This window comes from Nocardioides sp. Z21_20 (assembly GCF_059766585.1).
Window position 1 is genome coordinate 191,921 of record NZ_JCBAJX010000006.1, and the last position, 25,687, is coordinate 217,607.

Consider the following 25,687-nt stretch of genomic DNA (forward strand, 5'->3'; position numbering starts at 1 on the left):
CCTAGCGGAGGGCTCCGGTCACCGAGACGGGAGCACCGCTCGACTCGGCCCCCAACTGAAGGTCGAACGCCACCTCGATGTGGGGAGTCGTCCCGCACGAGGCCTCCAGGATCTCCAGCCTGCCGACGGTCCGGGCCTCGTTGCTGCTGGCTTCACCGATCACCCGGTCGCCTGCCGGGTCGACCATCGCGGCGAAGACCATCAGGAACTCCGGGATCGCGGCAGCACCGGGACCGTACTCGTCCAAGGGGAAGGCGAAGACCGAACCCGGCCTCAGCTTGTCGACCGCACCCTGGAACTGCAGGTACGACTCGCCCTGCGCACCGCTCGCCCTCGCGGTCAGCACCTCCACCTCTCGGCCCTCGAAGTCGACCGGGGCGCAGCTCACCGTCACCGGGCCGCCGAGCTCGTGGCGCCGGCCCGACGCCGCGGTCAGCACCAACGCTGCCGAGTCCCCCGTCACCTTGCCGCCCCGTTCGGCTGGGCCCACCTCCCTGGTCGGCTTGTTCGTGTCGCCCCACGGCAGCTGCTCGACCCCGATCACAGCCCCCGCCGCTGCGCACCCGACCGCCGCCACCCCCAGCGCGATCCGCGTGCGGACCCGCCTGCGTCGCCTCGAGGCGAGTCGGTCGCGGACCCCCGCCAGCATCACCGACGACGCGGAGGCCGGGTTCTGGCTCAACCGCTCGTACGCCTCGCGGATCAGCAGCTCGCCACGGTCTTCGGAGTTCATCCTGGGGTTCCTTTCGAGGCCGTCCAGCCGAGCGGCAGCCGCTGCCTGAGCCGGGCGACGCCTCGCGAGAGCTGGCTCTTGACCGTCCCCTCGGAGGACCCGATCCGGTCGGCGATCTGAGCCACCGAGAGGTCTTCGACATAACGCAGGGCCAGCACCGTGCGTTGCTGCGGTGAGAGCGCGCTGAGCCCCTCAACCAGCCACCCGTCCAGCTCGCTCTCAGGCACGGGGACCTCGACCACCTCGAAGGCTGTCCTGGAGATCTCCCTGCGCAGACGCCGGGCCCGATCGACGTTGAGTCGCGCCATGACCGTTCGGGCATAGGCCGGCGGGGAGTCGAACCGGGTCCGCTCCCAGCGCTCCGCCATCCGGGTCAGCGTCTCTTGGACCAGGTCCCAGGCATCGTGCGGGTTGCCGGTCATCGCCTGTGCCAGGGCCAGCAGGGAAGGGGTCTGCGAGAGAGCGAACTCCTCGAACTCCGCCCCGGCATCGGAGCGCCTACTTGCTCGCACGTCGTTCCCGTCCCCCTGGCTGCGCTGTCACGGATATGACGGCGGCGGCGCCGAGAACGTTGACGGCCGCGTCCGGGGAATCTCCCCTAGCGCGCGCGGACGGCGAAGTTGACCCAGGTCGAGCGCAGGCCCATCACCGAGCGGAACGTGTCTCCGGAGACCGACACGGTCCCCTTGCTGCCCGACAGGCGCATCCGCCACACCCGGCCGCCCCACTGCCCGTTGCCGTCGCGCTCGGTGACCACGATCGCGCGCAGGTCGCCCACGGCCGGCCAGCGAGCCTCGATGGTGGCGTCGGTGACGGTGGTCGACCACTGGTGCACGGGGTTGCCGGCCCAGCCGTCGTAGCTGTCCTCGCGCGCCGGCATGTAGGGCACCGAGCCGGCCGAGGTCCAGCCGCCGCTGCTCGACCCGAACTGGGTGAACGCGGGCTTCCCGCCGTAGGTCAGCACCTGTCCCCGGGTGGCCGTGATGGCCTCGTTGGAGCGCGGGTGCTCGGCGTCGAAGCCGCCGTACACCTGGCAGGAGGTGGTGTCGCAGATCTGGTAGTGGCGCGCCTTGGGGTGACTGCGCTCGTACGTCGCGTAGGTGCGCGCGGCCACGGCCTGGGCGCGCACGGCCGCGGGGCTCCAGCTCGCCGGCATCTCGAGCGGGACCACGCCCTTGAGGTAGTTGTCGAGGGTCACCACGTTGACGGTGTCCTTGGCGCGGGCCCCCGGGGTCGGGGAGGCCGCCCGCAGCCTGCCGCGGAAGCGCTGCACGCCCTGGGGGGTGACCAGCGAGATGGCGCCGCCCCCGGCGAAGAACTGGCCGTCGCCGCGCAGCACCTTCCACCGCTTCCACCCGCCGGAGCGGTACGAGACCACCGTGCGGCCGGCGGCGTCCACCGCGAGCCGCCAGCGCTTCGCGCCGTTGGCCGGCAGGGCCCACGTCGTCCGCGCGGCGAGATCACGCACGGTGAGGCGGGTGCGCGCCAGCACCACCACGTCGTCGGAGGTGTCGTCGCCGATCATCACCGAGACCGTGCCCCCGGCGCTCCCCCACTGGGCACCCGGGTAGTAGTGGGAGATGATCTGGCGGTGGGTCAGGCCGGCCCGCGCCGCGCCCTCCGCGCCGTACTGCGACATGCCGTGCCCGTGGCCGTAGCCGCGGCCGCGGATGGTGATCGACGCGCTGCCCGGCACCGCCCAGCGCTGCTCGACCCGGGCCGCCGCGGCCCCCACGCCGCGGGCCGGAGCGGACGCCGCTTCCGGGCTGGACGTGGGCGCCTCGACGGCGGCCACGGGGGCGGAGAGGCCGATCAGGGCCAGCACCAGGCTGGACACCATCAGGGCAGGAGCCGTACGGAGGGGCGGACGCATGGTGTGACTCCCGGGAGCGATGGGGCGGTAGCGAATGATGTGTCAGTAGTGATGGCACCACGTTCCGACACCGACGGGCAAACGGTTCCGTCGAACCACGCGCGTGTAGTTCTCCCGGGCGAGCGAGCCCGGTGGCTCAGACCCGGTGCAGGCGGCGCGCCGCCTCGGCCACGGACCCGCTCATCGAGGGGTACACCGTGAACGCGTGCGCCAGCTGGTCGGCGGTGATCGACTCGGCCACCGCCAGGGAGACCGGGTGGATCAGCTCCGAGGCGCGCGGCCCGACCACGACGCCACCGACCACGATCCCCGTGCCCGGCCGGCAGAAGAGCTTCACGAATCCGTCGCGGACGTTCTGCATCTTCGCCCGGGCGTTGCCGGCCAGCGGCAGCATCACCACCTCGGCCTGCATCTCCCCGGCGTCGACGGCCTTCTGCGAGATGCCGACGGTGGCGATCTCCGGGGCGGTGAAGACGTTGGAGGAGACCATGGCCAGGTCGAGCGGAGCGACCGCGTCGCCGAGGAAGTGGTACATCGCGATCCGGCCCTGCATCGCGGCCACCGAGGCAAGCATCAGCACCCCGGTGCAGTCGCCCGCGGCGTAGACGCCGCGCGCCGAGGTCCGCGAGACCCGGTCGACGTTGATGAACCCGCCGTCCTTGAGGATCACCCCGGCCTCCTCGAGGCCCAGGTCCGCGGTGTTGGGCACCGAGCCGAGCGCCAGCACGCAGTGGGATCCCTCCACGCTGCGCCCGTCGGTCAGGGTCACCGTCACGGTGTCCCCCTCGCGGGTCACCGACTCCATCCGCGAGCGGGAGAGCAGCTTCATCCCCCGCCGCTTGAGGACCTCCTCGAGCACGGTGGCCGCGTCGGCGTCCTCGCCGGGCAGCACCCGGTCGCGCGAGGACACCAGCGTGACGTCGATGCCGAGCGCCAGGTAGGCGGAGGCGAACTCGGCACCGGTGACCCCGGAGCCGACGACGATCAGCTTCTCGGGGACCTCGGTCATGTCGTAGACCTGCTCCCAGGTCAGGATCCGCTCGCCGTCCGGCTGGGCGGTCGGCAGGGTGCGAGGCGCGGCGCCGGTGGCGACCAGCACGGCCCCGGCGTCGAGCACCTCCTCGCCACCGTCGGGGAGGCTCGCGACGACGCGCTGCGGGCCGTCGAGCCGCCCGCGCCCGCGCAGCACGCGGACGCCGTCCCGCTCGAGGCGGCGCAGGATGTCGCTCGACTGGTCCGCCGCCAGCTGCTTGACCCGCTCGTTGACCCGGCCCAGGTCGACACGGATCGCGGCGGCCGCGTCGCCCTGGTGGTCCTCGAAGTTGACGCCGAGCTCGGCGGCGCCGGCGACGTCGGTCATCAGCTCCGCGGTGGCGATCAGCGTCTTGCTCGGGACGCAGTCGGTGAGCACCGCCGAGCCGCCGATCCCGTCGGAGTCGACGACGGTCACCTCCGCTCCCAGCTGGGCTGCGACGAGTGCCGACTCGTACCCTCCGGGGCCACCACCGATGATGACGACGCGATCCACCCTGTTCACCTGTTCCTGTTCTCCGGGCCGGCCGGCCCCGTGCTCGCGCTTGCGGTTCAGAAGTTGATCATGTGCCCAGCGATACCCTCGACGGCCTCCTTGACCGCCTCCGACAGCGTCGGGTGGGCGAACACGTTGCGCGCCACCTCGTCGGCGGTCAGGTCCCACTTCTGCGCCAGGGTCAGCACCGGCAGCAGCTCGGTGGCGTCGGGGCCGATGATGTGCGCGCCGATGATCTCGTTGTGCTCGGCGTCAGCGATCACCTTGACGAAGCCGACCGGCTCGCCCAGGCCGGCGGCCTTGCCGTTGGCGCTGAAGGGGAACGTCGACGTCTTCACGTCGTACCCCTTCTCCTTGGCCTGGGCCTCGGAGTAGCCGAACGAGCCGATCTGCGGTTGGCAGTACGTCGCGCGCGGCACCATGTCGAAGTCGACCGGCATGGTCTCGGCGCCGGCGATCGTCTCGGCCGCGACGATCCCCATCGCCTCGGCGACGTGGGCGAGCATCATCTTGCCGGTGACGTCGCCGATCGCGTAGACGCCCTCGACGTTGGTGCGGCCGAACTCGTCGATCGCGATGGCGCCGCGCTCGGTGAGCTCCACGCCGATGTTCTCCAGGCCGTAGCCCTCGGTGCGCGGCGCGAAGCCGATCGCCTGCAGCACCTTGTCGGTCTCCAGCACCTGCTGGTCGCCGCCGTTCGCCGGGCTCACCGTGACCTTGACCTTGTCACCGGAGTCGTCGATGGACTCGACCTTCGTCGAGAGCATCACCTTCACGCCCAGCTTCTTGTAGTGCTTGGCGAGCTCCTTGGACACGTCGGCGTCCTCGGTGGGGACCATCCGGTCCAGGAACTCCACGATCGTCACGTCGACGCCGAAGTTCTTCATCACGTAGGCGAACTCGACACCGATGGCGCCGGAGCCGGCGATCACGATCGAGCCGGGCAGCTCGGCGTCGAGGATCTGCTCCTCGTAGGTGACCACACGCTCGCTCAGCGACGTGCCCGGGATCAGCCGGGTGGTCGCGCCGGGGGCCAGGATCAGGTTGTCGCAGGTGTAGGAGGTGACGTTGCCGTCGCCGTCCTTGACGTCGATCGCCTTCGGGCCGGTCAGCGTCCCCCACCCGTTGATCTCGGTGATCTTGTTCTTCTTCATCAGGAAGTGGACGCCCTTGACGATGCCGGCCGAGACCTGGCGGCTGCGCTTGTGCGTCGGACCGAAGGACATCGTGGCGTCGCCCTCGATGCCGTACTTGGCCTTCTCATGGGTGAGGGTGTGCGCGAGCTCGGCGTTCTTGAGCAGCGCCTTGGAGGGGATGCAGCCGACGTTGAGGCAGACACCTCCCCAGTACTTGTCCTCCACCACTGCGACGGAGAGCCCGAGCTGGGCCGCACGGATCGCCGCCACGTATCCACCGGGGCCGGCACCAAGGACGAGAACGTTGAAGTGGGTCACGAGGCCAAGCCTAGGCTGTCGCTCCCGCCGCGCCCCAGTGGGCACCGGTGACGAGGGCTGGGGCCCGGAGCCGATAACGTGCCGCTTGTGACGCTCTACGCCGCCTACGGGTCGAACATGGACCCTGCCCGGATGAGCGAGCGCTGCCCCCACTCCCCGCTGCAGACCACCGGCTGGCTCCAGGGCTGGCGGCTGACCTTCGGCGGCGAGGAGCACGGCTGGGACGGCGCGCTCGCCACGATTGTCGAGGACCCCATCGAGCAGGTGTTCGTGGCGATCTACGACATCACCCCCGAGGACATGGCCGCCCTGGACGGCTGGGAGTCGGCCGACACCGGCCTGTTCCGCAAGACCAAGGTCCGGGTGGCCACGCTCACCGGCGATCTCGTCGTGTGGGCCTACGTCCTCGACGCCTACGAGGGCGGCCTGCCCTCCGCGTCGTACCTCGGGGTGCTCGCCGACGCCGCCGAGGCCGCCGACGCCCCGGCCGACTACGTCGCGGCCCTGCGCCGGCGCCCCTGCCGCTCCACCGGCCTCTAACCCGCCGGGCCCCGCGCCGGCCCTTACCTTCAGGTAACTGGAGGATCGCACGCACCAGGTGCACGGGATCCTCCAGTTACCCGCGAGTACGCCCATCGGGGCGGGCTGGTCGCGGTGTACGGCGCATGCGCCGCAGGCGACTCAGATGGGGCGGTCAGTCGCCTTCGGACGCCGTGTGACAGACCGCCTCGACGTTGTTGCCGTCCGGGTCTCGCACGAACGCCCCGTAGTAGTGCTCGTGGTACTCCGGCCACAGCCGGGGCTCGTGCAGCGACTCCATGCCGGCCTCGACGGCGGCGGCGTGGAAGGCGCGGACCTGGGCGGCGTCGGTGGCCGTGAAGGCGACGTGCACCTCCCGGTTGGGGCCGGTCTCGGGCATCGCGCCCAGCCAGAACGCCGGCTGGTCGGTGCCGTAGCCGACCGCCACGTCGTAGTCCATCAGCCGGGTGTGCCCCAGGACGCCGAGGACCTTGTCGTAGAACGTCTTCGCCGCCTCGAGGTCGGCGCAGTTGATGCCGAAGTGGTCGATCATGGGACCAGCCTGGCGCGGTACGCGCGCACCCGCCAGGGGTGAGGACCTTGGTCCCGGGGATTCCCGGGGCCCGGCCACCTCGGGTCTAGAGTTCGCCCGTGACCGAGAACCAGGAACTGGCCCGCCAGGCAGCAGCAGCACTCGCCGAGATCACCGGCGTCGAGAAGCACGACGTCGCGCTCGTGATGGGCTCCGGCTGGCTGCCCGCCGTCGACGCGCTCGGCGAGGCGACCGCGGAGATCCCCGTGACCGACCTGCCCGGCTTCGCGCCCCCGGCCGTTCAGGGCCACGCCGGCACGATCCGCTCGGTCCGCGCCGGGGACCGCAACCTGCTGGTCTTCCTGGGCCGCACCCACTTCTACGAGGGCCGCGGCGTGTCCGCGGTCGTGCACGGCGTGCGCACCGCCGCGGCGGCCGGCTGCCGCGCCGTCGTGCTCACCAACGGCTGCGGGGGCCTCAAGGATACCTGGGAGCCCGGCACCCCGGTGCTGATCAGCGACCACATCAACCTGACCGCCACCTCGCCCATCGAGGGCGCCAACTTCGTGGACCTGACCGACCTCTACTCCCGCCGGCTGCGCGAGCTGTGCCGCGAGCTCGACCCGAGCCTGGACGAGGGCGTCTACGTCCAGCTGCCCGGCCCGCACTACGAGACCCCCGCCGAGATCGGGATGATCCGCGCCATCGGCGGCGACCTGGTCGGGATGAGCACGACGCTGGAGGCGATCGCCTCCCGTGAGGCCGGCATGGAGATCCTGGGTATCAGCCTGGTCACCAACCTGGCCGCGGGCATCACCGGCGAGCCGCTGAACCACGCGGAGGTCCTCGAGGCCGGCCGCGCCGCGGCGTCGCGGATGGGCGAGCTGCTCGGCAAGATCGTCCCCCGCATCTAGCCCGACGCCCCGTGCCCAAGATCTCCGGCGCCACGCTCGCCCTCCACCGCGAGCAGGTGCGTCAGCACGTCTTCGACGCGTTCGCCGCGCTGATGGCCGAGCACAGCTTCGACGCGATCTCGATGGCCCAGCTCGCCGCCCGCGCCGGGCTGGGCCGCACCGCGATCTACCACCACTTCCCCGACAAGGAGGCGGTGGTGGTGGCCTACGCCTCCCACGAGACCGACCGCTACGTCGCGGAGCTGCGCCGGCTGCTGGCCGAAGCCGACGACCCGGTCGCCCAGCTGAGGGTCTACCTGCACCACCAGCTGCGCGCCGGCGAGCGGTTCCACATGGGCCTGGGCGTGCAGCTGGTCGGCATGCTCGGCCCCGGGGCGCGGCTGGCGATCCGCGAGCACGTGGTGGCCGTGGAGGACGTGCTCCGCGCGATCATCGCCGCCGGCGCCGCCGGCGGCGACTTCGTGGTGGACGACGTCGAGGCCACGATGTCGCTGATCCACGCGTGCCTCAGCCCGCGACACCTGCCGGCGGACGCGATCGAGCGCTTCGTCCTGCGTGGGCTGGGTGTCGCGGGCTGAGGATGGCCGAGTCGCCGGCTACTTCCTGATCCGCACGCGCACCGTCTTCGTGGTGGCGGTGTAGGCGGTGTCGCCGAGGTACCTCACCTTCAGGTTGCGCCAGCCGCGGGCGCCGCGCGGGACGGTCACGGTGACCTTCCCGGCCCGGTTGAGCCGGAGCACCCCGAGGCCCTTGACGACCTTCTTCTGGCGCAACAGCTGGACCCGCACCTTGCCGGTGGCCGCGCCACTGCGACCGGTGACCGAGATCGTGGCCCTGCCTGCCGCGCGGGTCGTCACCTGCTTGCGCATCCTCACGCTCACCACCGGCTTCACCCGGACCGCGGGCGCCTGCAGCGCGGACCAGTCGACCTGGACCGGGGTGATCGTGTCCTGGCCGGTGTTCGAGTGGGTGTGCGCCTGCCAGGTGTGCACCACGTAGCGGGTGCCGGGCTTCAGCCGCTCGGTCGGCGCGACCAGCGACATGGCGAAGTCACCGCCGGAGAAGCGGCTGGCCCGCACCCAGTCCACGCTCACGAACGCGGCCATCCCGTTCTCCCGGTCGGAGTAGTCGATCACCGCGTCCGCCGGCGCCAGGCCGACATAGACCCCGTCGTCACCGGGGTTGGTCCGCGGGTTGAAGCCGGAGCCGCGGACCGCGACGGTGAGCCCGTCCGCGTACGACGCCTCGGTCACCGTGGCGGTGACGCTCGGCACGGACCGGGCGGTGAGCAGCCCCGGGCTCTTCTTCGGGTCCGCGGTCGCCCCGCTGGCGTGGAAGTGGGCCCGTACGCCGGCCGTGAGCTGGGCGAGGAAGTCCGGGTGGAAGCTCTTGCCGTCGACCGGCTGGCCCTCCTTGAGGCCCAGCGTCGTCGCCGGCTGCGAGCCCGCCGGGAGCACGCCGGCCCAGTCGGGCGTCGCGCTGACGCCGGTGGCCGTGATCGCCGCGTCGGCGAACTCGGTCACCGTCACCCGCTTCGGCTCGGTGCCGCCGGCGGGGTTGCCCATCGCTGCCGCGTTGGCGGCGGAGACGACGGCGGTGACCGCTCCGTCGCCGTCCGGCTCGACGGTGACCTCGGGGTCGGCGATCGTGACCGCGTAGTACTCGGTCCCGGCCATCACGAACGCGCCGCGCACGCTGCCGTCGTAGGAGTAGGTGACGTCACCGTTCATGGCCACCGAGGTCGACTCGCCGGGGAACGAGAACGTGCCCGTCTCGCTGTCGAACCCGGCGCCGTCGGCGAGCACGCGGGTGGAGAGGTGGTCGACGAACTGCTGGGAGATCGACCAGGTCAGCGACGCGGGCGCGGCCTCGGCGGCGTGGGCCGTCGGCACGGCCGCGACCGTGACGGAGGCGGCCAGCGCGGTGGCGAGCCCGGCGGCCGTGAGCCGCGCCCGCGAGCGGGTGGAGGGGGGCATGGAGGTTCCTTTCGTGGGTGACGCCGCAGGGCCGGAGCCCTAGGAGCCGGTGGGTGGGGAGGGGACGCGCGACGAGGGTCGGTGGGGCACCCGCAGCAGCAGCGCAGCGGCCACGAGCAGCAGCCCGGCGAGCCACCACAGTCCGTGGTTGCTCGGGCCGGCGGCAGATCGGGGCGGGTCCGCCGCCGCCGCGGCGAGCGCGACGTTCGTGGGCGCCTGCCGGATCCCCGGCTCGGCTGCGCCGGTCGGCATCGCTCCGGTCGCCGCCGGCGCACCGGCGGGCGACCCCGGCGCGTGGGCGGAGGGTGGCGGCGCGGGACTCGCGGGGACGGGAGGGTCGGTCGGCGCGGGGGTCACCTCGTTGGTGACGTCGGGCTCCGGGTCGGCGCCGCCGGTCGGTGACGGGGCCGCCACCTCCGTCGCCGACCAGCTCACGCTCAGCGGCAGCGCGGCCTTCGTCTCGTCCGAGCGCAGGCCGGTGGAGTACCAGAACTGGTCGATGCCGAGCTCGCGCAGGTAGCCCACGAACGACGGCGGGAACGCGCCGGCGTGCTCGCCGGCGAGGTCCTGGGGCTCGCTGCCCTGGGCGCGGACGCCGAGGTAGGCCGGCTGCGCGGTGAAGCCCCGCTCCTCCAGGGAGACCGCCGGGAGGTCGGCGAGGGTGACCCGCCGCGGGGTCGTGGGCACCCAGCTGCCGGTGTCGTCGCGATCGGCCGCGAACCCGCCGAGCACCGCGGTGACGCTCCCCCGCCCCTCGGCCACCTCCAGGCGTGGGTCGCTCACCGTGAAGATCGAGTTCCCGGCGTAGTAGACGACGGTGAAGGTGCCCTGCCAGGCGATGCTGGCGGTGCCGGCGGCGACGTCGACGGTGCCGGTGCCCGAGCGGATCGCGACCGTGTGCTCGCTGAAGGGGCCGTAGACCCCGATCGGCGCGCCGGCGGGCGAGGTGCTCAGCCCCGGCCAGGTGGCGCGTCGCCAGCCGGACCCGTTGCGCTTCTCGACGGTGACCGCGCCGGCTGCCGCGCGCCACTGCGACTGCTTCAGTACCGCTCCCCCACGGCCCGGGTCGGCGACCCCGGCGGCCAGGAAGTTGATCGCCGCGGGGTTGTGGGACCGGGCGTTGCTCTGGTTGCTCAGGCCCCAGCGGAACACGGCCGCGTCCACCTCGACGGCGGTGGTGGGCTCGCCCGTCGCGCTCGGCGCCGGGCTCGCGCTGGGGTGCGCGGCGGGGTGCGCGGCGTGGCTCGCGGCGCCCGGCGCGAGGGCGAAGCCGAGGCAGACCAGCGCGAGCGCCAGCAGCGGCGCGGTGAGCTCACGGCGTGGCACGACGCCTCCTGATCAGCCGCGCGAGGGTGACGCCCCCGGAGACCAGGAAGAGCCCGGCCGCGACGCCCGCGAAGACCTTCGGCGCGGTGTCGTCCTGCGCGGCGACCGACGTGAGGGGCGCTGCGGCGTCGCCGGCCGAGGCAGGCGCACCGTCCGCGGCGGCGGGGGCGACCGCGAAGCGCACCGCGGGCGCCCGGGCGACCCCGAAGAGCCGGAGCTCGTGGGTGCCAGCGCCGAGGTCGGCGGGCAGGGAGACCACGCCGGCCAGCTGGCCGGTGTCGCCGACCACGAACGGGCCGCTCGCGGCCAGCCCGTCGTCGAGGACCACCGAGACCTGCTCACCGGGGACCAGCCTGCTCGCGCTGAAGGCCAGCACGTGCCCGGCGCGGGCCGACTCGCGGTCGATGCTCAGCTGCGGTCGGCCCCGCCCGGCCGCCCGGGCGCCCCGGGCGGCACCGGCGGTACCGGCGGCGCCGGCCGCCGCGCCGTCCCCGGCCGGCTCACCTGCCGCCGGCGTCCCGCTCGCGGGCCGCTCCCCCTCGCCGTGCAGGTCCTTGACCGCTACCGGCGTGAAGGTCTCGTTGGTGGCGTTCTTGATGCCGTGCGCCCCCACGGTGATCACCCCGCAGGTCACCTCGCGGCAGTCGACGGTGCGGGCCTTCCCGTTGCGCCCGACCGCCTCGAAGACCGGTCCGGGCACGACCAGCTCGGCCGAGAAGTCGCCGGCGTCGCTCATGGTGCCGCCGTTGGCGGAGCCGGCGGTGTCGGACCCGGGGAAGGCCACGAAGCGCTGGAAGCCCTGGTTGGCCTTCGCCTCGCCGTCGGGCACGTAGAGGTAGTCCTCGCCCGAGACGCCCCCCTGGCTGGGTCGCCAGCCGCTGCCGACGGTGCCGAACCAGACGTAGACGCCGCCGTGCCCGCCGCGCACCGACTGGAAGCCGCGCCCGCGCACCGTCAGCGTCGTGGAGTACGACGCGTCGATCGCCGCGCCGGCGCCGGAGGCGTCGACGCTCACCCGGGCGGCGGCCTGGGCCGGCGCCGGAGCCAGCCCCAGCGCGGCCAGCGCCACCAGGGCCGGGAGGAGGAAGCGGGCTCTCATGGGCACTCCTGAGGGATCGGGACCCGGGGACTGCGCACCGGGACGACGAGCAGCTGGTGACCGTGCGCGACGACGTCGACCCGGTGCTGGTAGACCTCGCTGAGCAGGTCCGCGGTGAGCACGTCGCCCGGCGGACCGCACGCGCGGACCCGACCCTCGGCCAGCACGCACACGCGGTCGGCGTAGGCGGCGGCGAGCGAGAGGTCGTGGAGCACGACGACCACCGCGGCGCCCGCGTGGGCGCTGGCGCGGGCGACCTCGAGCAGCTGCTCCTGGTGCCGGATGTCGAGGGAGGCCGTGGGCTCGTCGAGGAGCATCACCGGCGCCTCCTGGGCCAGCAGCCGGGCGAAGGAGGTCCGGGCCTGCTCGCCCCCCGAGAGGGTGGGGAACAGCCGGTCGGCGAGATGGGTGACGTCGCCGGAGTCCATCGCGGCCGCGACGACCGCCTCGTCGTCGTCGGCCCGCGCGGTGCGGTGCCAGGGCGTGCGTCCCATCTGCACCACCTCGTGCGCCCGGAAGCCGAACGAGAGCCCCTGCTTCTGCAGCAGCACCGCCCGCTCCCGGGCCAGCGCGCGGGCGCCGAGGCTGCGCAGGGGGACCCCGGCGAGCTCGACGCGGCCCCGGGTGGGGACGGTGTCCCCCGCGAGCACCGAGAGCAGCGTCGACTTCCCGGCGCCGTTGGGACCGACCAGGGCGAGCAGCTCGCCCTGGTGCACGTCCAGCTCCACGTCGCGCAGGATCGGTGCGCCGCCGAGCACCACGCCCACCTCCAGCGCGCGCAGGACGGTCCCGGCGGGCCGGCGGCTCACGCCCAGCCCCCCGCCGTACGACGGGCCCGGCGCAGCAGCCAGAAGAAGAACGGTCCCCCGACCAGCGAGGTCAGCATCCCGATCGGGAGGTCGGCGTAGGCGATGGCGGTGCGCGCCCAGAGGTCGGCGAGCACCAGCAGGACCGCTCCCCCCAGCGCGCTGGCCGGGATCAGCAGCCGGTGGCCGGGGCCGACGACCATCCGGACCAGGTGCGGCACGACGAGCCCGACGAACGCGATGACGCCGCAGAAGGCCACCGCACCGGCGGTCAGCACCGCGACCACCACGATGCTCATCAGGCGCAGCCGCTCCACGTCGACGCCGACGTGCCGCGCGGCGCGGTCGCCCAGGGCGAGCAGGTCCAGGCGGCGCGCCAGCACCAGCGCACCGGCCAGTCCGACCAGGGTGAGCGGGAGCGTCACCATCACGTGCTCGCCGCGCGAGCCGTTCAGGCTGCCCAGCTGCCAGAAGACGATCTCCTCGCGGGCCTGGGTGTCGCCGAGGAACATCAGGAAGGCCAGCGCGGCGCCGGTCATCGCGTTGATCGCGATCCCGGTCAGCACCAGCGTGACCACCTCGGTGCGCCCGGCGTCGCGCGAGAGGACGTAGACCAGCAGGGTGGTGACCAGTCCGCCGACGAAGGCGGCCAGCGCCACCGTCCAGGAGCCGGCGAAGGCCAGGTCGAAGACGATCACGCAGGCCGCGGCCACCGCGGCGCCTGAGGAGACGCCCACCACGCCCGGCTCGGCCAGGGGGTTGCCGAAGACCCCCTGCATCACCGCGCCGGCGGTGGCGAGCGCGGCCCCGGCGAGCACGGCCATCGCGACGCGCGGGAAGCGCACCTGCCACAGCGTGCTGTCGCCCTGGGGGTGGCTGGGCATCGGGCCGAGGTCGAGGCCGAGCCGGTGCAGCACCGAGCCGAGCACCTCGCTGGCCGGGATCGCCAGCTGCCCGTTGCCCGCCGAGGCCAGCACGGCGAGGAGCAGACCGCCCACCAGCAGCGCGTAGAGACCGGTCCGGGTCGCCAGCACGCTCACGACAGCGCGGCCGGGGCGTGCAGCGCGACGGCCAGCGCGTTCAGCACCTCGGCGGTGCGCGGGCCGTAGCCGAGGACCAGGGAGTCCTCCATGTCCACGAAGCGCTCGTTGCGCCCGGCCGGCGTCTGGGCCAGCGCCGGGAGACGCTCGAGCAGGCCGTCGACGCCGTCGGCGGACTCCAGCCCGTGGCTCATCATCACGATCACCTCGGGCTGCGCCGCGATGAGGCCCTCGTCGGTGACCGGCTTCATGCCCGACCAGCCGATCTCCTCGGCCACGTCGTAGGCGCCGACGGCGTCGAAGAGGGAGTCGGCCGCCGACCCGGTGCCGAACATGTAGTAGACGCCGGCGTTGCCACGCACGTAGAGGAAGACCGCGCGGAGCCGGTCGGTCTCGTCGGCGGGAGCGACCTCCTCGATCTGGGCCCCCACCTCGTCGACCGCGTCCGAGGTCCGCTCCGCGAGGCGCCGCCCGGCCGCCGGCACGCCCATCGCCTGGGCGGTCTGCTCGATCAGCGAGCCGACGTTGTCCAGGGACCGCTCGCCCTCGACCACGACCACCGGGATCCCGGCGTCGCGCATCTGCAGCACGACGTCCCAGGGGCCCAGCGAGGTGTCGGTGATGATCAGGGTGGGGTCCAGCGCGAGGATCGCCTCGGCGTTCAGGTCGTGCCCACCCTGCGTGACCAGCGGCAGGTCGGCTGCCTCGGGGAACTGGGTGGAGACGTCGCGACCCACCAGGCGATCGCCCATTCCCAGCTCGAACACCGTGCGCGCCAGGGTGCCGTGGACGTCCAGGGCCAGCACCCGCGACGTGTCGCGCACCGTCACCCGCGTGCCCTGGGCGTCGGTGAGCGTCACCGGCAGCTGCGGCGCGGCGCCCGCGACGGGGTCGACCGGGGTTTGGGCGACGCCGGCGGTGACGGCGCCCTGCCAGTCGCGGGGGTCGGCGAGCGGCTCGACCGAGGACAGCTCGGGCGCGGCCGTCGCGGCAGTCTGCGCGGCCCCCTGCGCAGGGGCGGAGCCGGTGTCGAGGCCACAGCCGGTGCCGAGCAGCAGAGTGCTCGCCAGCACGGCGAGCAGCGCCCGCCCACGCGGGGACCGGACGCGGGAGAGGGACGGCACTGACTTGCTCCTCGCAGACGGATGAGACGACCGAGACCCAGGGGGTCGAATTAGGTTAACCTAACATTACTTAGGTGAGCCTTCCCTAATGTCCAGACATTTGCTGACGCTATGTCAATATCCACCGGGTGTCGTGTCACCATGAACGCCCACCGACCCCTGCCCGGGAGCCGCGCATGAACGTCCTCGACCCCGTCGTCCCCCTCTCCGTCGCCATGCGCGAGGGCTCCCAGGCCCAGCACACGGCCGCGGAGAGCGCGTCGTTCACCTCCGAGCTGTTGGAGGGGCGAATCAACGAGCGGGGCTACGCCGACTACCTGCTGCGCCTCGCGCAGGTCTACGACGCCCTCGAGTCCACCGGCCGGGCGCTCGCCGGCGACCCGGTCGCCGCCGCGGTGCTCGACGCCGACCTGGACCGCACCGCCGCGATCCGGGCCGACCTCGAGTACTGGCTGCCGGCCGCCGGGGGCACCGCCACCGACGGCCCGGCCGCCGCGGCGTACGCCGAGCGGGTGCGGGCCTCGGCGTCCTCGCCGCTGCGCTTCGTGGCCCACCACTACACCCGCTACCTCGGCGACCTCTCCGGCGGACAGGTGATCGGCCGCGTCCTGGACCGGGCGTTCGGCCTGCAGGGGCGCGGCGTGGCGTTCTACGAGTTCGCCGCCATCGCCAAGCCGAAGCCCTACAAGGACGGCTACCGCGCGCGCCTCGACGCCCTCGCCCTCAGCGCCGAGGAGCGCCAGGTGGTCGTCGACGAGGTGAAGGTAGCCTTCCGCCTCAACCAGGACCTCTTCGAGGAGCTGGGCCGCAACATGGACGCCTACCGCCGCTGACCCAGGGTCACGGCACGAGAGGGCAGCGATGAGGATCCTCGTCACCGGAGCCGCCGGCAGCATCGGGCAGGTCCTCATGCCCGCGCTGTGCAACGCCGACCACGAGGTCGTCGGCCTCGACCTGCTGCCCGCGCCCGAGGGGTACGACGGGGCGTGGCACACCGCGGACGCCGTCGACGCCGACGCCGTGCAGGCCGCGGTCGGCGCCCAGCCCCTCGACGCGATCGTGCACCTGGCCGGGATCCCCGACGAGACCGATCTCCCCGGGGCGCTGGCCAGCCATGTCGTGACCACCGCCGCGCTGCTCGACGCGATGGTGACGCACGCGGTGCCGCGGATCGTCTACGCCTCCTCCAACCACGCGGTGGGGCGCACCCCGCGCCGGCCCGACACCGACCTGCTCGGCGTCGACGCCCGCCCGCGCCCCGACACCTTCTACGGCGTGGGCAAGGTCGCAGCCGAGGCTCTGCTCAGCCTGTACGCGGACCGCCACGCGCTGGACACGGTCGCCTGCCGGATCGGCTCCTTCCTCCCTCAGCCCCAGACCCGCCGGCACCTGTCCACGTGGCTGTCCCACGACGACTGCGTGCGGATGGTGGACGCCGCGCTGACCACGCCGGCGCCGGGCTTCGCGGTGCTCTACGGCATCTCCGCCAACACCCGCGCCTGGTGGGACCTGGCCCCCGGACGGGCCCTGGGCTACGAGCCCCGCGACGACGCCGAGCGCTTCGCCGCCGAGATCGCGGAGTCCCCCGACGACGCCGACGAGGCGGCCTACGTCGGAGGCCCGTTCGCCGGCGCCGCCTTCTACCGCAACGCGCTGCCGCCGGCCTGACTCGGACTCCCGGCTCGCGGGCCGGAGGTCTTGAAGTGCGCCGGCCACCGGCGTTGACTCGGCCCATGACCTCCCTCGGCACCCGCGTCCTCGGCCACGCCAGCCCCCTGACCGTCTCCGCCCTCGGCCTCGGCTGCATGGGGATGTCGGAGTTCTACGGCACCGGCGACGAGGCCGAGGCGCTCGCCACCATCCGCCGCGCGCTCGACCTGGGCGTGACGTTCCTCGACACCGCCGACATGTACGGCCCCTTCACCAACGAGAAGCTCGTCGGCAAGGCGATCGCCGGACGCCGCGACGAGGTCCAGCTGGCCACGAAGTTCGGCAACGAGCGCCTCCCGGACGGGACCCGGGTGGGCATCAACGGGCGCCCGGACTACGTGCACCGGGCCTGCGACGCCTCGCTGCAGCGGCTCGGCGTCGACCACATCGACCTCTACTACCAGCACCGCGTGGACCGCAGCGTGCCCATCGAGGAGACCGTGGGCGCGATGGCCGAGCTGGTCGCCGCCGGCAAGGTGCGCCACCTCGGGCTCTCGGAGGCCTCCGCCCAGACGATCCGCCGCGCCCACGCCACCGCGCCGATCACCGCCCTGCAGACCGAGTACTCGCTGTTCACCCGCGACCTCGAGGACGAGATCCTGCCGACGATCCGCGAGCTCGGCATCGGCCTGGTCCCCTACTCCCCGCTCGGTCGCGGGCTGCTCACCGGCGCCATCACCAGCCAGCAGCAGCTGAGCGAGGACGACTCGCGACGGACCTCCTACTTCCCCCGGTTCCAGGCGGAGGCGCTGGAGCACAACCTGCGGCTGGTCGCCCGGATCCGCGAGCAGGCCGACGCGCTCGGGCTCACCCCGGGCCAGCTGGCGCTCGCCTGGGTGCTCGCGCAGGGCGACGACGTGGTGCCGATCCCCGGCACCAAGCGGGTGCGCTACCTCGAGGAGAACGCCGCCGCGGCCACCGTCGATCTGGACGCCGACGTGCTCTCCACCCTGGCGGACGCGGTGCCCCGCGAGGCCGTGATCGGCGCGCGCTACGGCGACATGTCGTCGATCGAGGCCTGAGCGGGCTCCGCCAGTCTCCGCCGCAGACCGGCCAGGCAGCCGGCCATCATCCGGTCGTGGTTCCAGCGCAGCACCGGCCGCGCGACGTACGACGCGAGGCCGAGCAGCGAGCCGGTGACGCGCACGTCCTGCTCGAAGTCGACCCGCGTCCCCCCGTCCTGCTCGGCGAGCCGGAAGCGCACCGAGCCCTCGAGGTCGCCGGAGATCGTCGTCTCCAGCAGCGGCGCCTCGCGGTGCACCGCGGTCAGGCGCAGCTCCAGGGTGTAGGGCAGCACCGAGCGGCACAGCACCAGCGCGTCGTCGGGACCGAGCCGGGCGACGGCGAGGATCTGCGGCCACCACCCCGGGTAGTGCTCGAGATCACTGAGCGGGGCCGCCACCGACCGCACCGGATGCGGCAGCCACCAGGAGTCACGAAACGAGTAGGTCACCACGGGCGCCATCCTGCCCGCACCCCCGGCGCAGCGCACCCGCGCAGGGGCTACCGTGCGGTCATGAGCACAGTCGACCTCTCGAACCTGCTGGACCTCGCGCGCGCCTGGATCGCGGAGGATCCCGACGACCAGACCCGCGCCGAGCTCGAGCAGGCCGTCGCCGCGGCGCAGGCCGGGGGCGACCCGGCGGACCTGGCCGACCGGTTCGCCGGCACCCTGCAGTTCGGCACCGCGGGGCTGCGTGGCGCGCTGGGCGCGGGGTCCAACCGGATGAACCGCGTCGTGGTGACCCGCGCCGCGGCCGGCCTGGCGGCGTACCTGCGCGACAGCGGGGTGCCCGCCGACTCCAGCGTGGTGATCGGCTTCGACGCCCGCCACAACTCCGACGTGTTCGCCCGCGACACCGCCGAGGTGATGACCGGCGCCGGCCTGCGCGCGCTGGTGCTCCCCCGCCCGCTGCCGACGCCGCTGCTGGCCTTCGCCATCCGCGAGCTCGGAGCCGTCGCCGGGGTGATGGTCACCGCCAGCCACAACCCGCCCCAGGACAACGGCTACAAGGTCTACCTCGGCGACGGCTGCCAGATCGTGTCGCCGGCCGACCAGGAGATCGCCACGCGGATCGCCGCGGTGGGCGCCCTCGCCGACGTGCCCCGCGGCGCGCCCGGCGAGGTCCTCGACGAGCAGATCGTGGACCGCTACCTGGACACCGTCGCGGGCCTGGCCGCCGACGGGCCGCGTGACCTCGAGATCGTCTACACGCCGCTGCACGGCGTCGGCGCCACGTCGGTCATCCAGGTGCTGGAGACGGCCGGCTTCAAGGCCCCGCACGTGGTCGCCGAGCAGGAGCTGCCCGACCCCGACTTCCCCACCGTCGCCTTCCCGAACCCCGAGGAGCCCGGCGCGATGGACCTCGCGCTGGCCCTGGCCCAGCGCACCGACGCCGACCTCGTGGTGGCCAACGACCCCGACGCCGACCGGTGCGCCGCGGCGGTGCCCGGGCCGCACGGCTGGCGGATGCTGCGCGGCGACGAGGTGGGCGCGCTGCTCGCCAAGCACCTGCTCGACAGCGGACGCACCGGCGTCTTCGCCACCTCCATCGTCTCGTCCTCGCTGCTGGGCCGGATGGCGGCGGCCGCGGGTCAGGCGTACACCGAGACGCTGACCGGGTTCAAGTGGATCGGACGCATCGAGGGCCTGGCCTTCGGCTACGAGGAGGCGCTGGGCTACTGCGTCGACCCCGAGCACGTCAAGGACAAGGACGGCGTCTCCGCGCTGCTGCTGCTGTGCGAGCTCGCCGCGTCGGTCAAGGCGCAGGGCCGCACGCTCACCGACGTCCTCGACGACATCGCCCGCGAGCACGGCCTGCACGCCACCGACCAGCTCTCGGTCCGGGTCAGCGACCTCGCCGAGATCGGACGTGCGATGCAGCAGCTGCGCACCACTCCCCCGGTGTCGCTTGGCGGCCTGGCCGTCGAGGGGATCGACGACCTGTCCCTCGGCTCCCCGCAGCTTCCCCCCACCGACGGGCTGCGCTACCGGCTGGCCGGCGGGGCCCGGGTGATCGTGCGCCCGAGCGGCACCGAGCCCAAGATCAAGTGCTACCTCGAGGTGGTCGTCCCGGTCGAGGCCGGCGAGGGAGTCGACGCCGCACGGATCGCCGCGGCGGGCCGGCTCGACGCCGTGCGCAACGACATCAAGGCCGCCGCCGGGCTGTGAGCCCGGGTGGGGGTGCCGCTCACCGACGAGCCGGTCGGCCTATGCTTGCTCGGTGACGAGCACCCCCATCAACGCTGCCGCAACGGCCGTTCCCGCAGCAGGTCCGACGGGAGGGGACTTCTTCGACATCACCGGCTCGGAGTCCTCGCTGCGCCGCTTCCTGCACGGGCTTCCCGGCGTCGACCAGGTCGGGGCCGATGCCCGGGCCGCAACCCTGGGATCGCGCTCCATCAAGGCCGCCTCCAAGGCCTACGCCCTGGACCTGGCCATCCGGATGGTCGACCTGACCACGCTCGAGGGGCAGGACACCCCGGGCAAGGTCCGGGCGCTGTCGGCCAAGGCCCTGCGCCCCGACCCGGCCGACCCGACCTGCCCGAGCACCGCGGCGGTCTGCGTCTACCCGGACATGGTCGCGCACGCCAAGGAGGTCGTCGGCGACCGGGTCAACGTGGCCGCCGTCGCCACCGCGTTCCCCAGCGGCCGGGCCGCGCTCGACATCAAGCTCGCCGACACCCGTGACGCGGTCGAGGCCGGCGCCGACGAGATCGACATGGTCATCGACCGCGGCGCGTTCCTCAGCGGGCGCTACCTCGACGTCCACGACGAGATCGTGGCCGTCAAGCAGGCCTGCGGCGACGCGCACCTCAAGGTGATCTTCGAGACCGGCGAGCTGCAGACCTACGACAACGTACGACGCGCCTCGTGGCTGGCGATGATGGCCGGCGCGCACTTCATCAAGACCTCCACCGGCAAGGTGCAGCCGGCCGCCACCCTGCCGGTCACGATGATCATGCTCCAGGCGGTGCGCGACTTCCGCGCCGCCACCGGCCAGATGGTCGGCGTCAAGCCGGCCGGCGGCATCCGCACCGCCAAGGACGCGATCAAGTACCTGGTGACCGTCAACGAGGTGGCCGGGCCGGACTGGCTGGACCCGCACTGGTTCCGCTTCGGCGCCTCGAGCCTGCTCAACGAGCTGCTCATGCAGCGCACCAAGATGAGCACCGGCCGCTACAGCGGTCCCGACTACTTCACGCTGGACTGAGGACGATGACCTTCGAGTACGCCCCCGCCCCCGAGTCGCGCAGCATCGTCGACCTGCAGGAGTCCTACGGCCTCTTCGTCGACGGCGCCTTCGGCGACGGCCACGGCACACCGTTCAAGACGATCAACCCCGCGACCGAGGAGGTGCTGGCCGAGGTCGCCGAGGCCGACGCCGCCGACGTCGACCGCGCGGTCAAGGCGGCCCGGCGCGCCTACGACCGGGTCTGGTCGAAGATGCCCGGCCGCGAGCGCGCCAAGTACCTCTACCGCATCGCCCGGCTGATCCAGGAGCGCAGCCGCGAGCTGGCGGTGCTGGAGACCCTCGACAACGGCAAGCCGATCCGCGAGGCCCGCGACGTCGACGTGCCCACCGCCGCGGCGCACTTCTTCTACTACGCCGGCTGGGCCGACAAGCTCGAGTACGCCGTGGCCCAGCCGCTGGCCGACGGCCGCACCCCGCAGCCGGTGGGCGTCGCCGCGCAGGTCATCCCGTGGAACTTCCCGATGCTGATGCTGGCCTGGAAGGTCGCCCCGGCGCTGGCCGCCGGCAACACCGTCGTGCTCAAGCCGGCCGAGACCACCCCGCTGACCGCGCTGCTCTTCGCCGAGATCTGCCAGCAGGCCGGCCTCCCGGCGGGCGTCGTCAACATCGTCACCGGCGCCGGGGAGACCGGGCGCGCCCTGGTCGCGCACCCGGACGTCGACAAGGTCGCCTTCACCGGCTCCACCGCCGTCGGCCGCGAGATCGCGAAGACGGTCGCCGGCTCCCGCAAGCGGGTCACCCTGGAGCTGGGCGGCAAGGCCGCCAACATCGTCTTCGACGACGCCCCGATGGACGAGGCGATCGAGGGCATCGTCAACGGCATCTTCTTCAACCAGGGCCACGTGTGCTGCGCCGGCTCCCGGCTGCTGGTGCAGGAGTCGGTCCTCGACGACGTCCTCGACCGGCTCAAGCGCCGGATGGCCACCCTGCGGGTGGGCGACCCGCTCGACAAGAACACCGACGTCGGCGCGATCAACTCCGCCGAGCAGCTGGCCCGGATCCGCGACCTCTCCGCCATCGGCGAGGCCGAGGGCGCCGAGCGCTGGGCCCCCGCCTGCGACCTGCCCGAGCGCGGCTTCTGGTTCCCCCCGACGCTGTTCACCGGCGTCACCCAGGCCCACCGGATCGCCCGCGACGAGATCTTCGGCCCGGTGCTGTCGGTGCTGACCTTCCGCACCCCCGCCGAGGCGGTCGAGAAGGCCAACAACACGCCGTTCGGGCTGTCGGCAGGCGTGTGGACCGACAAGGGCTCGCGGATGCTGTGGATGGCCGACCGGCTGCGCGCCGGCGTGGTGTGGGCCAACACGTTCAACAAGTTCGACCCGACCAGCCCCTTCGGTGGCTACAAGGAGTCCGGGTACGGCCGCGAGGGCGGCCGGCACGGGCTGGAGGGGTACCTCAAGTGATGAAGCGCGACAACTCGCAGTCCACGCGGATCGAGGTCCGCAAGACCTGGAAGCTCTACATCGGCGGGGCCTTCCCCCGCTCGGAGTCGGGCTACTCCTACCTCGTCAACGACGCAGAGGGGAACTTCGTGGCCAACGCCTCGCTGGCCAGCCGCAAGGACGCCCGCGACGCCGTCGTGGCGGCCCGCAAGGCGTTCGGCGGCTGGGCCGGCCGCACGGCGTACAACCGCGCGCAGATCCTCTACCGCGTCGCCGAGGTGATGGAGGACCGTCGCCCGCAGTTCGTGCACGCCGTGCGCCAGGCCGAGGGCCTCGACGAGGCGGCGGCCGAGGCCGTCGTCGACGAGGCGGTCGACCGGCTGGTCTGGTACGCCGGCTGGGCCGACAAGATCGGACAGGTCGTCGGCAGCGCCAACCCGGTGGCCGGGCCCTACTTCAACCTCTCCAGCCCGGAGCCGACCGGCGTCGTCGCGGTGCTGGCCCCGCAGGGCTCGTCCCTGCTCGGGCTGGTCAGCGTCCTGGCCCCGGTGATCGTCACCGGCAACACCGCGGTCGTGGTCTCCTCCCACCAGCGTCCGCTGCCGGCGATCACCCTCGCCGAGGTGCTCGCCACCTCCGACGTGCCCGGTGGCGTGGTGAACCTGCTCACCGGGTCCGCCGCGACGATCGGCCCGTGGCTGGCCTCGCACATGGACGTCAACGCGATCGACCTGACCGGGGTGGCCGGCGACGCCGAGCTGGCCACCGCGCTCGAGGTCGGGGCCGCGGAGAACCTGAAGCGGGTCCGCCGGGCCCCGGACGCCGAGCCGGACTGGAGCGTCCGTCCCTCGCTGGATGCGATGACGGACTTCCTCGAGATCAAGACGGTCTGGCACCCGATCGGGATCTGAGCGGCTGGTTTGTCGGCTTCCGTGGGCGGGAGTGCACGTCGGCCTCGATGACCCTGTCGAGCGGGTCTTCGAGTTGGCTGTAGTCGGTCATCGGGTGGACCAGGAGGACGCCTTCCACCGTTTGCGGCAGGCGCGCTCCGGAGGCCATCGAGCAGGTCCGCGACGCGCAGCCCGGCTACTGACCTCCCCTGGTCCCGGAGCGCGGACCGCCTGCGGCAGAATGATCCGGTGCGCGCTCGAGTGATCGTCCTGGCCGGGCCGTCGGGCTCCGGCAAGTCCCGGCTCGCCGAGCGACTCGGGCTCCCCGTCCTCCGGCTCGACGACTTCTACCGTGACGGCGGCGACGCCGACCTGCCGCGCATCGAGCAGGGCGCCAACGCCGGCATGGTCGACTGGGACGACCCCGCGTCCTGGCTGCACGACGACGCGCTCGAGACCCTCGAGACCCTGTGCCGCGAGCAGCGGGCGGAGGTGCCGATCTACGAGATCGCCCAGGACGGCCGCTGCGGATCGCGGCCCCTCGTCCTCGGCGATCACCGGCTCTTCGTGGCGGAGGGCATCTTCGCGCAGGAGATCGTCCCGGCGGCCCGTGCCCGCGGCCTGGTCGCCGCGGCGTACTGCGTGCACCACCATCCGCTGGTGACCTTCTGGCGCCGGCTCACCCGGGACCTGCGCGAGCACCGCAAGCCCCCGCTGGTCCTGGTGCGCCGCGGCGCGGCGCTGATGCGCGACCAGCGCCGCGTGGTGGACCACGCGGTGGCGCTGGGCTGCACGCCCCTGCGGCCGCACGACGCCTACGACGCCATCCAGTCGCTCGTCCACGGCTGAGCCTCCCGTGGACCAGGCGCTGCCCTTCCCCACGGGCCTGGTCCAGCCCGACCAGACGACCTGCGGGCCGGCGGTCGCCGTCACCGCGCGGATGCTCCTCGATCCGCCGTACCGCGCGTGGGTCGCCGCGGGCACGCGGTTCGCCCACGAGGTCGCGTCCACGCACGCCCGGCTCGCCTCGTGGCTGGGTCCGGACGGCCGGCCACAGCTCCCGTGGCCGCGAGCGCTCGGCACCGCTCCCTGGGCGCTGGCGCGGCTGCTCGGCTCCCCCAGCGGCCGCCCCGCCACGTCGTACGGCGTGCGGGCGGTCTGGCCCAGCAGGCGCGGGCGCGCTCGCGCCTTCGACCGGCTGGTGGACGCGCTGGCCGGCCGCGCCCCGGCGCCGCTCTACGTCGGCAACCGCCGGGCCCCGCGCCACGTGGTGCTCGTGGTGGGTGCGGAGCCCGGCCGGCTGCGCTGCTACGACCCGGCCCGGGGACGGCCCGTCGACGTCTCGCGCGCCGCCTTCGTGGACGGCCCGCTGAGGGTGTCGGGCTGGCGGGTCCCCTGGCTGGTGGTGGTGCCGCTCAGGACGGGTCGGCGTACCAGGGCTTGATCACGCCGTCGATGATCGCCAGTCGCTCGTCGAAGGGCAGGAACGCCGACTTCATCGCGTTGATGGCGAACCAGCGCAGGTCGTCGAGGGTGTAGCCGAACGCCTCGACCAGCGACCACATCTCCGCGGTCATCGAGGTGCCGCTCATCAGCCGGTTGTCGGTGTTCACCGTGACCCGGAAGCGCAGGTCGTTGAGGAGCCCGATCGGGTGCTCCGCGATCGACTTGGCCGCCCCGGTCTGCACGTTGGAGGCTGGGCACATCTCGAGCGGGATGCGCTTGTCGCGGACGTAGGCCGCGAGCCGGCCCAGCTCGACGGAGCCGTCCTCGTGCACGGTGATGTCGTCGATGATGCGCACGCCGTGGCCCAGCCGGTCCGCGCCGCACCACTGGATCGCCTCCCAGATCGAGGGCAGCCCGAAGGCCTCCCCGGCGTGGATGGTGAAGTGGGCGTTCTCGCGCTGCAGGTACTCGAACGCGTCGAGGTGGCGGGTGGGCGGGTAGCCGGCCTCCGCGCCGGCGATGTCGAAGCCGGCGACGCCGCGGTCACGCCAGGCCACCGCCAGCTCGGCGATCTCGCGTGAGCGGGCCTGGTGCCGCATCGCGGTGAGCAGCTGGCGCACCACGATCCGGCCCTGGGCCGCCTCGGTGCCCGCGTCGAAGCCCCGCTGCACCGCGGCGACGACCTCGTCGAGGCTGAGCCCGCCCTCGACGTGCTGCTCGGGGGCGTAGCGGATCTCGGCGTACACCACGCCGTCGGCGGCCAGGTCCTCGACGCACTCACGGGCCACCCGGGTCAGCGCCTCGGCGGTCTGCATCACCGCGACGGTGTGGTCGAACGTCTCCAGGTAGCGCGGCAGCGAGCCGGAGTCCGCCGACTCGGTGAACCACCGGGCCAGGGACTCGGCATCCGGGGCGGGCAGCTCGTGGCCGATCTCCGCGGCCAGCTCGACGATGGTCGCCGGCCGGAGCCCGCCGTCCAGGTGGTCATGCAGCAACACCTTGGGAGCGCGGTGGACCTGCTCCCACGTGGGCGTCGTTGCGGCGGTAGGTTCGGCGAGGGAGTGGGACGTCGTCAT

Annotated in this window: 26 protein-coding genes; 12 read left to right on the forward strand and 14 right to left on the reverse strand. The window is 73.2% G+C overall.

Annotated elements, in window-relative coordinates; all coding sequences use genetic code 11:
• Nucleotide 1: 1 nt before the first annotated feature.
• The 5 genes from AC6EH9_RS12095 to lpdA all read right to left on the reverse strand — a co-directional run bounded on the left by AC6EH9_RS12095 (nucleotide 2) and on the right by lpdA (nucleotide 5,588).
• Nucleotides 2–733 (reverse strand): hypothetical protein, encoded by a 732-nt coding sequence (locus AC6EH9_RS12095; RefSeq protein ID WP_498423439.1) that lies wholly within the window; start codon nucleotides 731–733, stop codon nucleotides 2–4.
• Nucleotides 730–1,245, reverse strand: coding sequence for a SigE family RNA polymerase sigma factor (locus AC6EH9_RS12100; protein ID WP_498423440.1), 516 nt, complete (start codon nucleotides 1,243–1,245; stop codon nucleotides 730–732). The genes AC6EH9_RS12095 and AC6EH9_RS12100 overlap by 4 nt, the downstream gene beginning before the upstream one ends.
• A gap of 86 nt (nucleotides 1,246–1,331) precedes the next feature.
• Nucleotides 1,332–2,606 carry a SpoIID/LytB domain-containing protein gene (locus tag AC6EH9_RS12105; RefSeq protein ID WP_498423442.1) on the reverse strand — a complete coding sequence of 425 codons (1,275 nt, stop codon included), beginning with the start codon at nucleotides 2,604–2,606 and terminating at the stop codon, nucleotides 1,332–1,334.
• A gap of 136 nt (nucleotides 2,607–2,742) precedes the next feature.
• A complete protein-coding gene (locus AC6EH9_RS12110) occupies nucleotides 2,743–4,134 on the reverse strand; it encodes an NAD(P)H-quinone dehydrogenase (RefSeq protein WP_498423443.1) in 1,392 nt (463 codons plus the stop codon).
• Nucleotides 4,135–4,190: 56 nt separating this feature from the next.
• Complete coding sequence (gene lpdA / locus AC6EH9_RS12115; protein WP_498423444.1) at nucleotides 4,191–5,588, reverse strand: dihydrolipoyl dehydrogenase; 1,398 nt, start codon at nucleotides 5,586–5,588, stop codon at nucleotides 4,191–4,193.
• 87 nt (nucleotides 5,589–5,675) lie between these two features.
• On the opposite strand from lpdA, the gene AC6EH9_RS12120 reads away from it, so the two are divergent.
• A complete protein-coding gene (locus AC6EH9_RS12120; RefSeq protein WP_498423445.1) occupies nucleotides 5,676–6,128 on the forward strand; it encodes a gamma-glutamylcyclotransferase family protein in 453 nt (150 codons plus the stop codon).
• Nucleotides 6,129–6,282: 154 nt separating this feature from the next.
• On the opposite strand, the gene AC6EH9_RS12125 is transcribed toward AC6EH9_RS12120, so the two are convergent.
• On the reverse strand, nucleotides 6,283–6,660 hold the full coding sequence (locus tag AC6EH9_RS12125; RefSeq protein ID WP_498423446.1) for a VOC family protein: 378 nt from the start codon (nucleotides 6,658–6,660) through the stop codon (nucleotides 6,283–6,285).
• A 98-nt stretch (nucleotides 6,661–6,758) separates the two neighbouring features.
• Between AC6EH9_RS12125 and AC6EH9_RS12130 the strand changes: the two genes are divergently transcribed.
• Nucleotides 6,759–7,553, forward strand: a complete 795-nt coding sequence (locus AC6EH9_RS12130) for a purine-nucleoside phosphorylase (RefSeq protein WP_498423447.1) — start codon at nucleotides 6,759–6,761, stop codon at nucleotides 7,551–7,553.
• Nucleotides 7,554–7,564: 11 nt separating this feature from the next.
• The gene (locus tag AC6EH9_RS12135) at nucleotides 7,565–8,131 is read left to right on the forward strand and encodes a TetR/AcrR family transcriptional regulator (RefSeq protein ID WP_498423448.1); all 567 of its coding nucleotides are present in this window, start codon (nucleotides 7,565–7,567) and stop codon (nucleotides 8,129–8,131) included.
• Nucleotides 8,132–8,149: 18 nt separating this feature from the next.
• On the opposite strand, the gene AC6EH9_RS12140 is transcribed toward AC6EH9_RS12135, so the two are convergent.
• The 6 genes from AC6EH9_RS12140 to AC6EH9_RS12165 are packed head-to-tail and all read right to left on the reverse strand — an operon-like array spanning nucleotide 8,150 to nucleotide 14,924.
• Entirely contained in the window at nucleotides 8,150–9,529 is a 1,380-nt protein-coding gene (locus tag AC6EH9_RS12140) for an HtaA domain-containing protein (RefSeq protein ID WP_498423449.1), read from the reverse strand.
• Between the two features lie 39 nt (nucleotides 9,530–9,568).
• Complete coding sequence (locus tag AC6EH9_RS12145; RefSeq protein ID WP_498423450.1) at nucleotides 9,569–10,855, reverse strand: hypothetical protein; 1,287 nt, start codon at nucleotides 10,853–10,855, stop codon at nucleotides 9,569–9,571.
• The gene (locus AC6EH9_RS12150) at nucleotides 10,842–11,954 is read right to left on the reverse strand and encodes a hypothetical protein (RefSeq protein WP_498423452.1); all 1,113 of its coding nucleotides are present in this window, start codon (nucleotides 11,952–11,954) and stop codon (nucleotides 10,842–10,844) included. The genes AC6EH9_RS12145 and AC6EH9_RS12150 overlap by 14 nt, the downstream gene beginning before the upstream one ends.
• Nucleotides 11,951–12,763, reverse strand: a complete 813-nt coding sequence (locus tag AC6EH9_RS12155; protein ID WP_498423453.1) for a heme ABC transporter ATP-binding protein — start codon at nucleotides 12,761–12,763, stop codon at nucleotides 11,951–11,953. The genes AC6EH9_RS12150 and AC6EH9_RS12155 overlap by 4 nt, the downstream gene beginning before the upstream one ends.
• The gene (locus AC6EH9_RS12160) at nucleotides 12,760–13,800 is read right to left on the reverse strand and encodes a FecCD family ABC transporter permease (protein WP_498423454.1); all 1,041 of its coding nucleotides are present in this window, start codon (nucleotides 13,798–13,800) and stop codon (nucleotides 12,760–12,762) included. Before AC6EH9_RS12160 ends, AC6EH9_RS12155 begins: the two co-directional genes overlap by 4 nt.
• On the reverse strand, nucleotides 13,797–14,924 hold the full coding sequence (locus AC6EH9_RS12165; protein ID WP_498423455.1) for a heme/hemin ABC transporter substrate-binding protein: 1,128 nt from the start codon (nucleotides 14,922–14,924) through the stop codon (nucleotides 13,797–13,799). Before AC6EH9_RS12165 ends, AC6EH9_RS12160 begins: the two co-directional genes overlap by 4 nt.
• 176 nt (nucleotides 14,925–15,100) lie before the next feature.
• On the opposite strand from AC6EH9_RS12165, the gene AC6EH9_RS12170 reads away from it, so the two are divergent.
• The 3 genes from AC6EH9_RS12170 (at nucleotide 15,101) to AC6EH9_RS12180 (ending at nucleotide 17,656) form a co-directional block, all read left to right on the forward strand.
• Complete coding sequence (locus AC6EH9_RS12170; protein ID WP_498423457.1) at nucleotides 15,101–15,757, forward strand: biliverdin-producing heme oxygenase; 657 nt, start codon at nucleotides 15,101–15,103, stop codon at nucleotides 15,755–15,757.
• Between the two features lie 28 nt (nucleotides 15,758–15,785).
• A complete protein-coding gene (locus AC6EH9_RS12175; protein WP_498423458.1) occupies nucleotides 15,786–16,592 on the forward strand; it encodes an NAD-dependent epimerase/dehydratase family protein in 807 nt (268 codons plus the stop codon).
• Nucleotides 16,593–16,657: 65 nt separating this feature from the next.
• Nucleotides 16,658–17,656, forward strand: coding sequence for an aldo/keto reductase (locus AC6EH9_RS12180; RefSeq protein WP_498423459.1), 999 nt, complete (start codon nucleotides 16,658–16,660; stop codon nucleotides 17,654–17,656).
• Here AC6EH9_RS12180 and AC6EH9_RS12185 read toward each other — a convergent pair.
• Nucleotides 17,626–18,099 carry an SRPBCC family protein gene (locus tag AC6EH9_RS12185; protein WP_498423461.1) on the reverse strand — a complete coding sequence of 158 codons (474 nt, stop codon included), beginning with the start codon at nucleotides 18,097–18,099 and terminating at the stop codon, nucleotides 17,626–17,628. The two genes, AC6EH9_RS12180 and AC6EH9_RS12185, sit on opposite strands and share 31 nt — an antisense overlap.
• A gap of 51 nt (nucleotides 18,100–18,150) precedes the next feature.
• On the opposite strand from AC6EH9_RS12185, the gene AC6EH9_RS12190 reads away from it, so the two are divergent.
• The 6 genes from AC6EH9_RS12190 (at nucleotide 18,151) to AC6EH9_RS12215 (ending at nucleotide 24,609) form a co-directional block, all read left to right on the forward strand.
• On the forward strand, nucleotides 18,151–19,806 hold the full coding sequence (locus tag AC6EH9_RS12190) for a phospho-sugar mutase (RefSeq protein WP_498423462.1): 1,656 nt from the start codon (nucleotides 18,151–18,153) through the stop codon (nucleotides 19,804–19,806).
• A 52-nt stretch (nucleotides 19,807–19,858) separates the two neighbouring features.
• The gene (deoC, locus tag AC6EH9_RS12195; protein ID WP_498423463.1) at nucleotides 19,859–20,848 is read left to right on the forward strand and encodes a deoxyribose-phosphate aldolase; all 990 of its coding nucleotides are present in this window, start codon (nucleotides 19,859–19,861) and stop codon (nucleotides 20,846–20,848) included.
• A 5-nt stretch (nucleotides 20,849–20,853) separates the two neighbouring features.
• Entirely contained in the window at nucleotides 20,854–22,296 is a 1,443-nt protein-coding gene (locus tag AC6EH9_RS12200; RefSeq protein ID WP_498423464.1) for an aldehyde dehydrogenase family protein, read from the forward strand.
• Entirely contained in the window at nucleotides 22,296–23,186 is an 891-nt protein-coding gene (locus AC6EH9_RS12205; protein ID WP_498423465.1) for an aldehyde dehydrogenase family protein, read from the forward strand. The genes AC6EH9_RS12200 and AC6EH9_RS12205 overlap by 1 nt, the downstream gene beginning before the upstream one ends.
• A 228-nt stretch (nucleotides 23,187–23,414) precedes the next feature.
• Nucleotides 23,415–24,014 carry a nucleoside/nucleotide kinase family protein gene (locus AC6EH9_RS12210; protein ID WP_498423466.1) on the forward strand — a complete coding sequence of 200 codons (600 nt, stop codon included), beginning with the start codon at nucleotides 23,415–23,417 and terminating at the stop codon, nucleotides 24,012–24,014.
• A gap of 7 nt (nucleotides 24,015–24,021) precedes the next feature.
• Entirely contained in the window at nucleotides 24,022–24,609 is a 588-nt protein-coding gene (locus AC6EH9_RS12215) for a hypothetical protein (protein ID WP_498423468.1), read from the forward strand.
• Here AC6EH9_RS12215 and AC6EH9_RS12220 read toward each other — a convergent pair.
• Nucleotides 24,581–25,687 (reverse strand): adenosine deaminase, encoded by a 1,107-nt coding sequence (locus AC6EH9_RS12220; RefSeq protein WP_498423469.1) that lies wholly within the window; start codon nucleotides 25,685–25,687, stop codon nucleotides 24,581–24,583. The two genes, AC6EH9_RS12215 and AC6EH9_RS12220, sit on opposite strands and share 29 nt — an antisense overlap.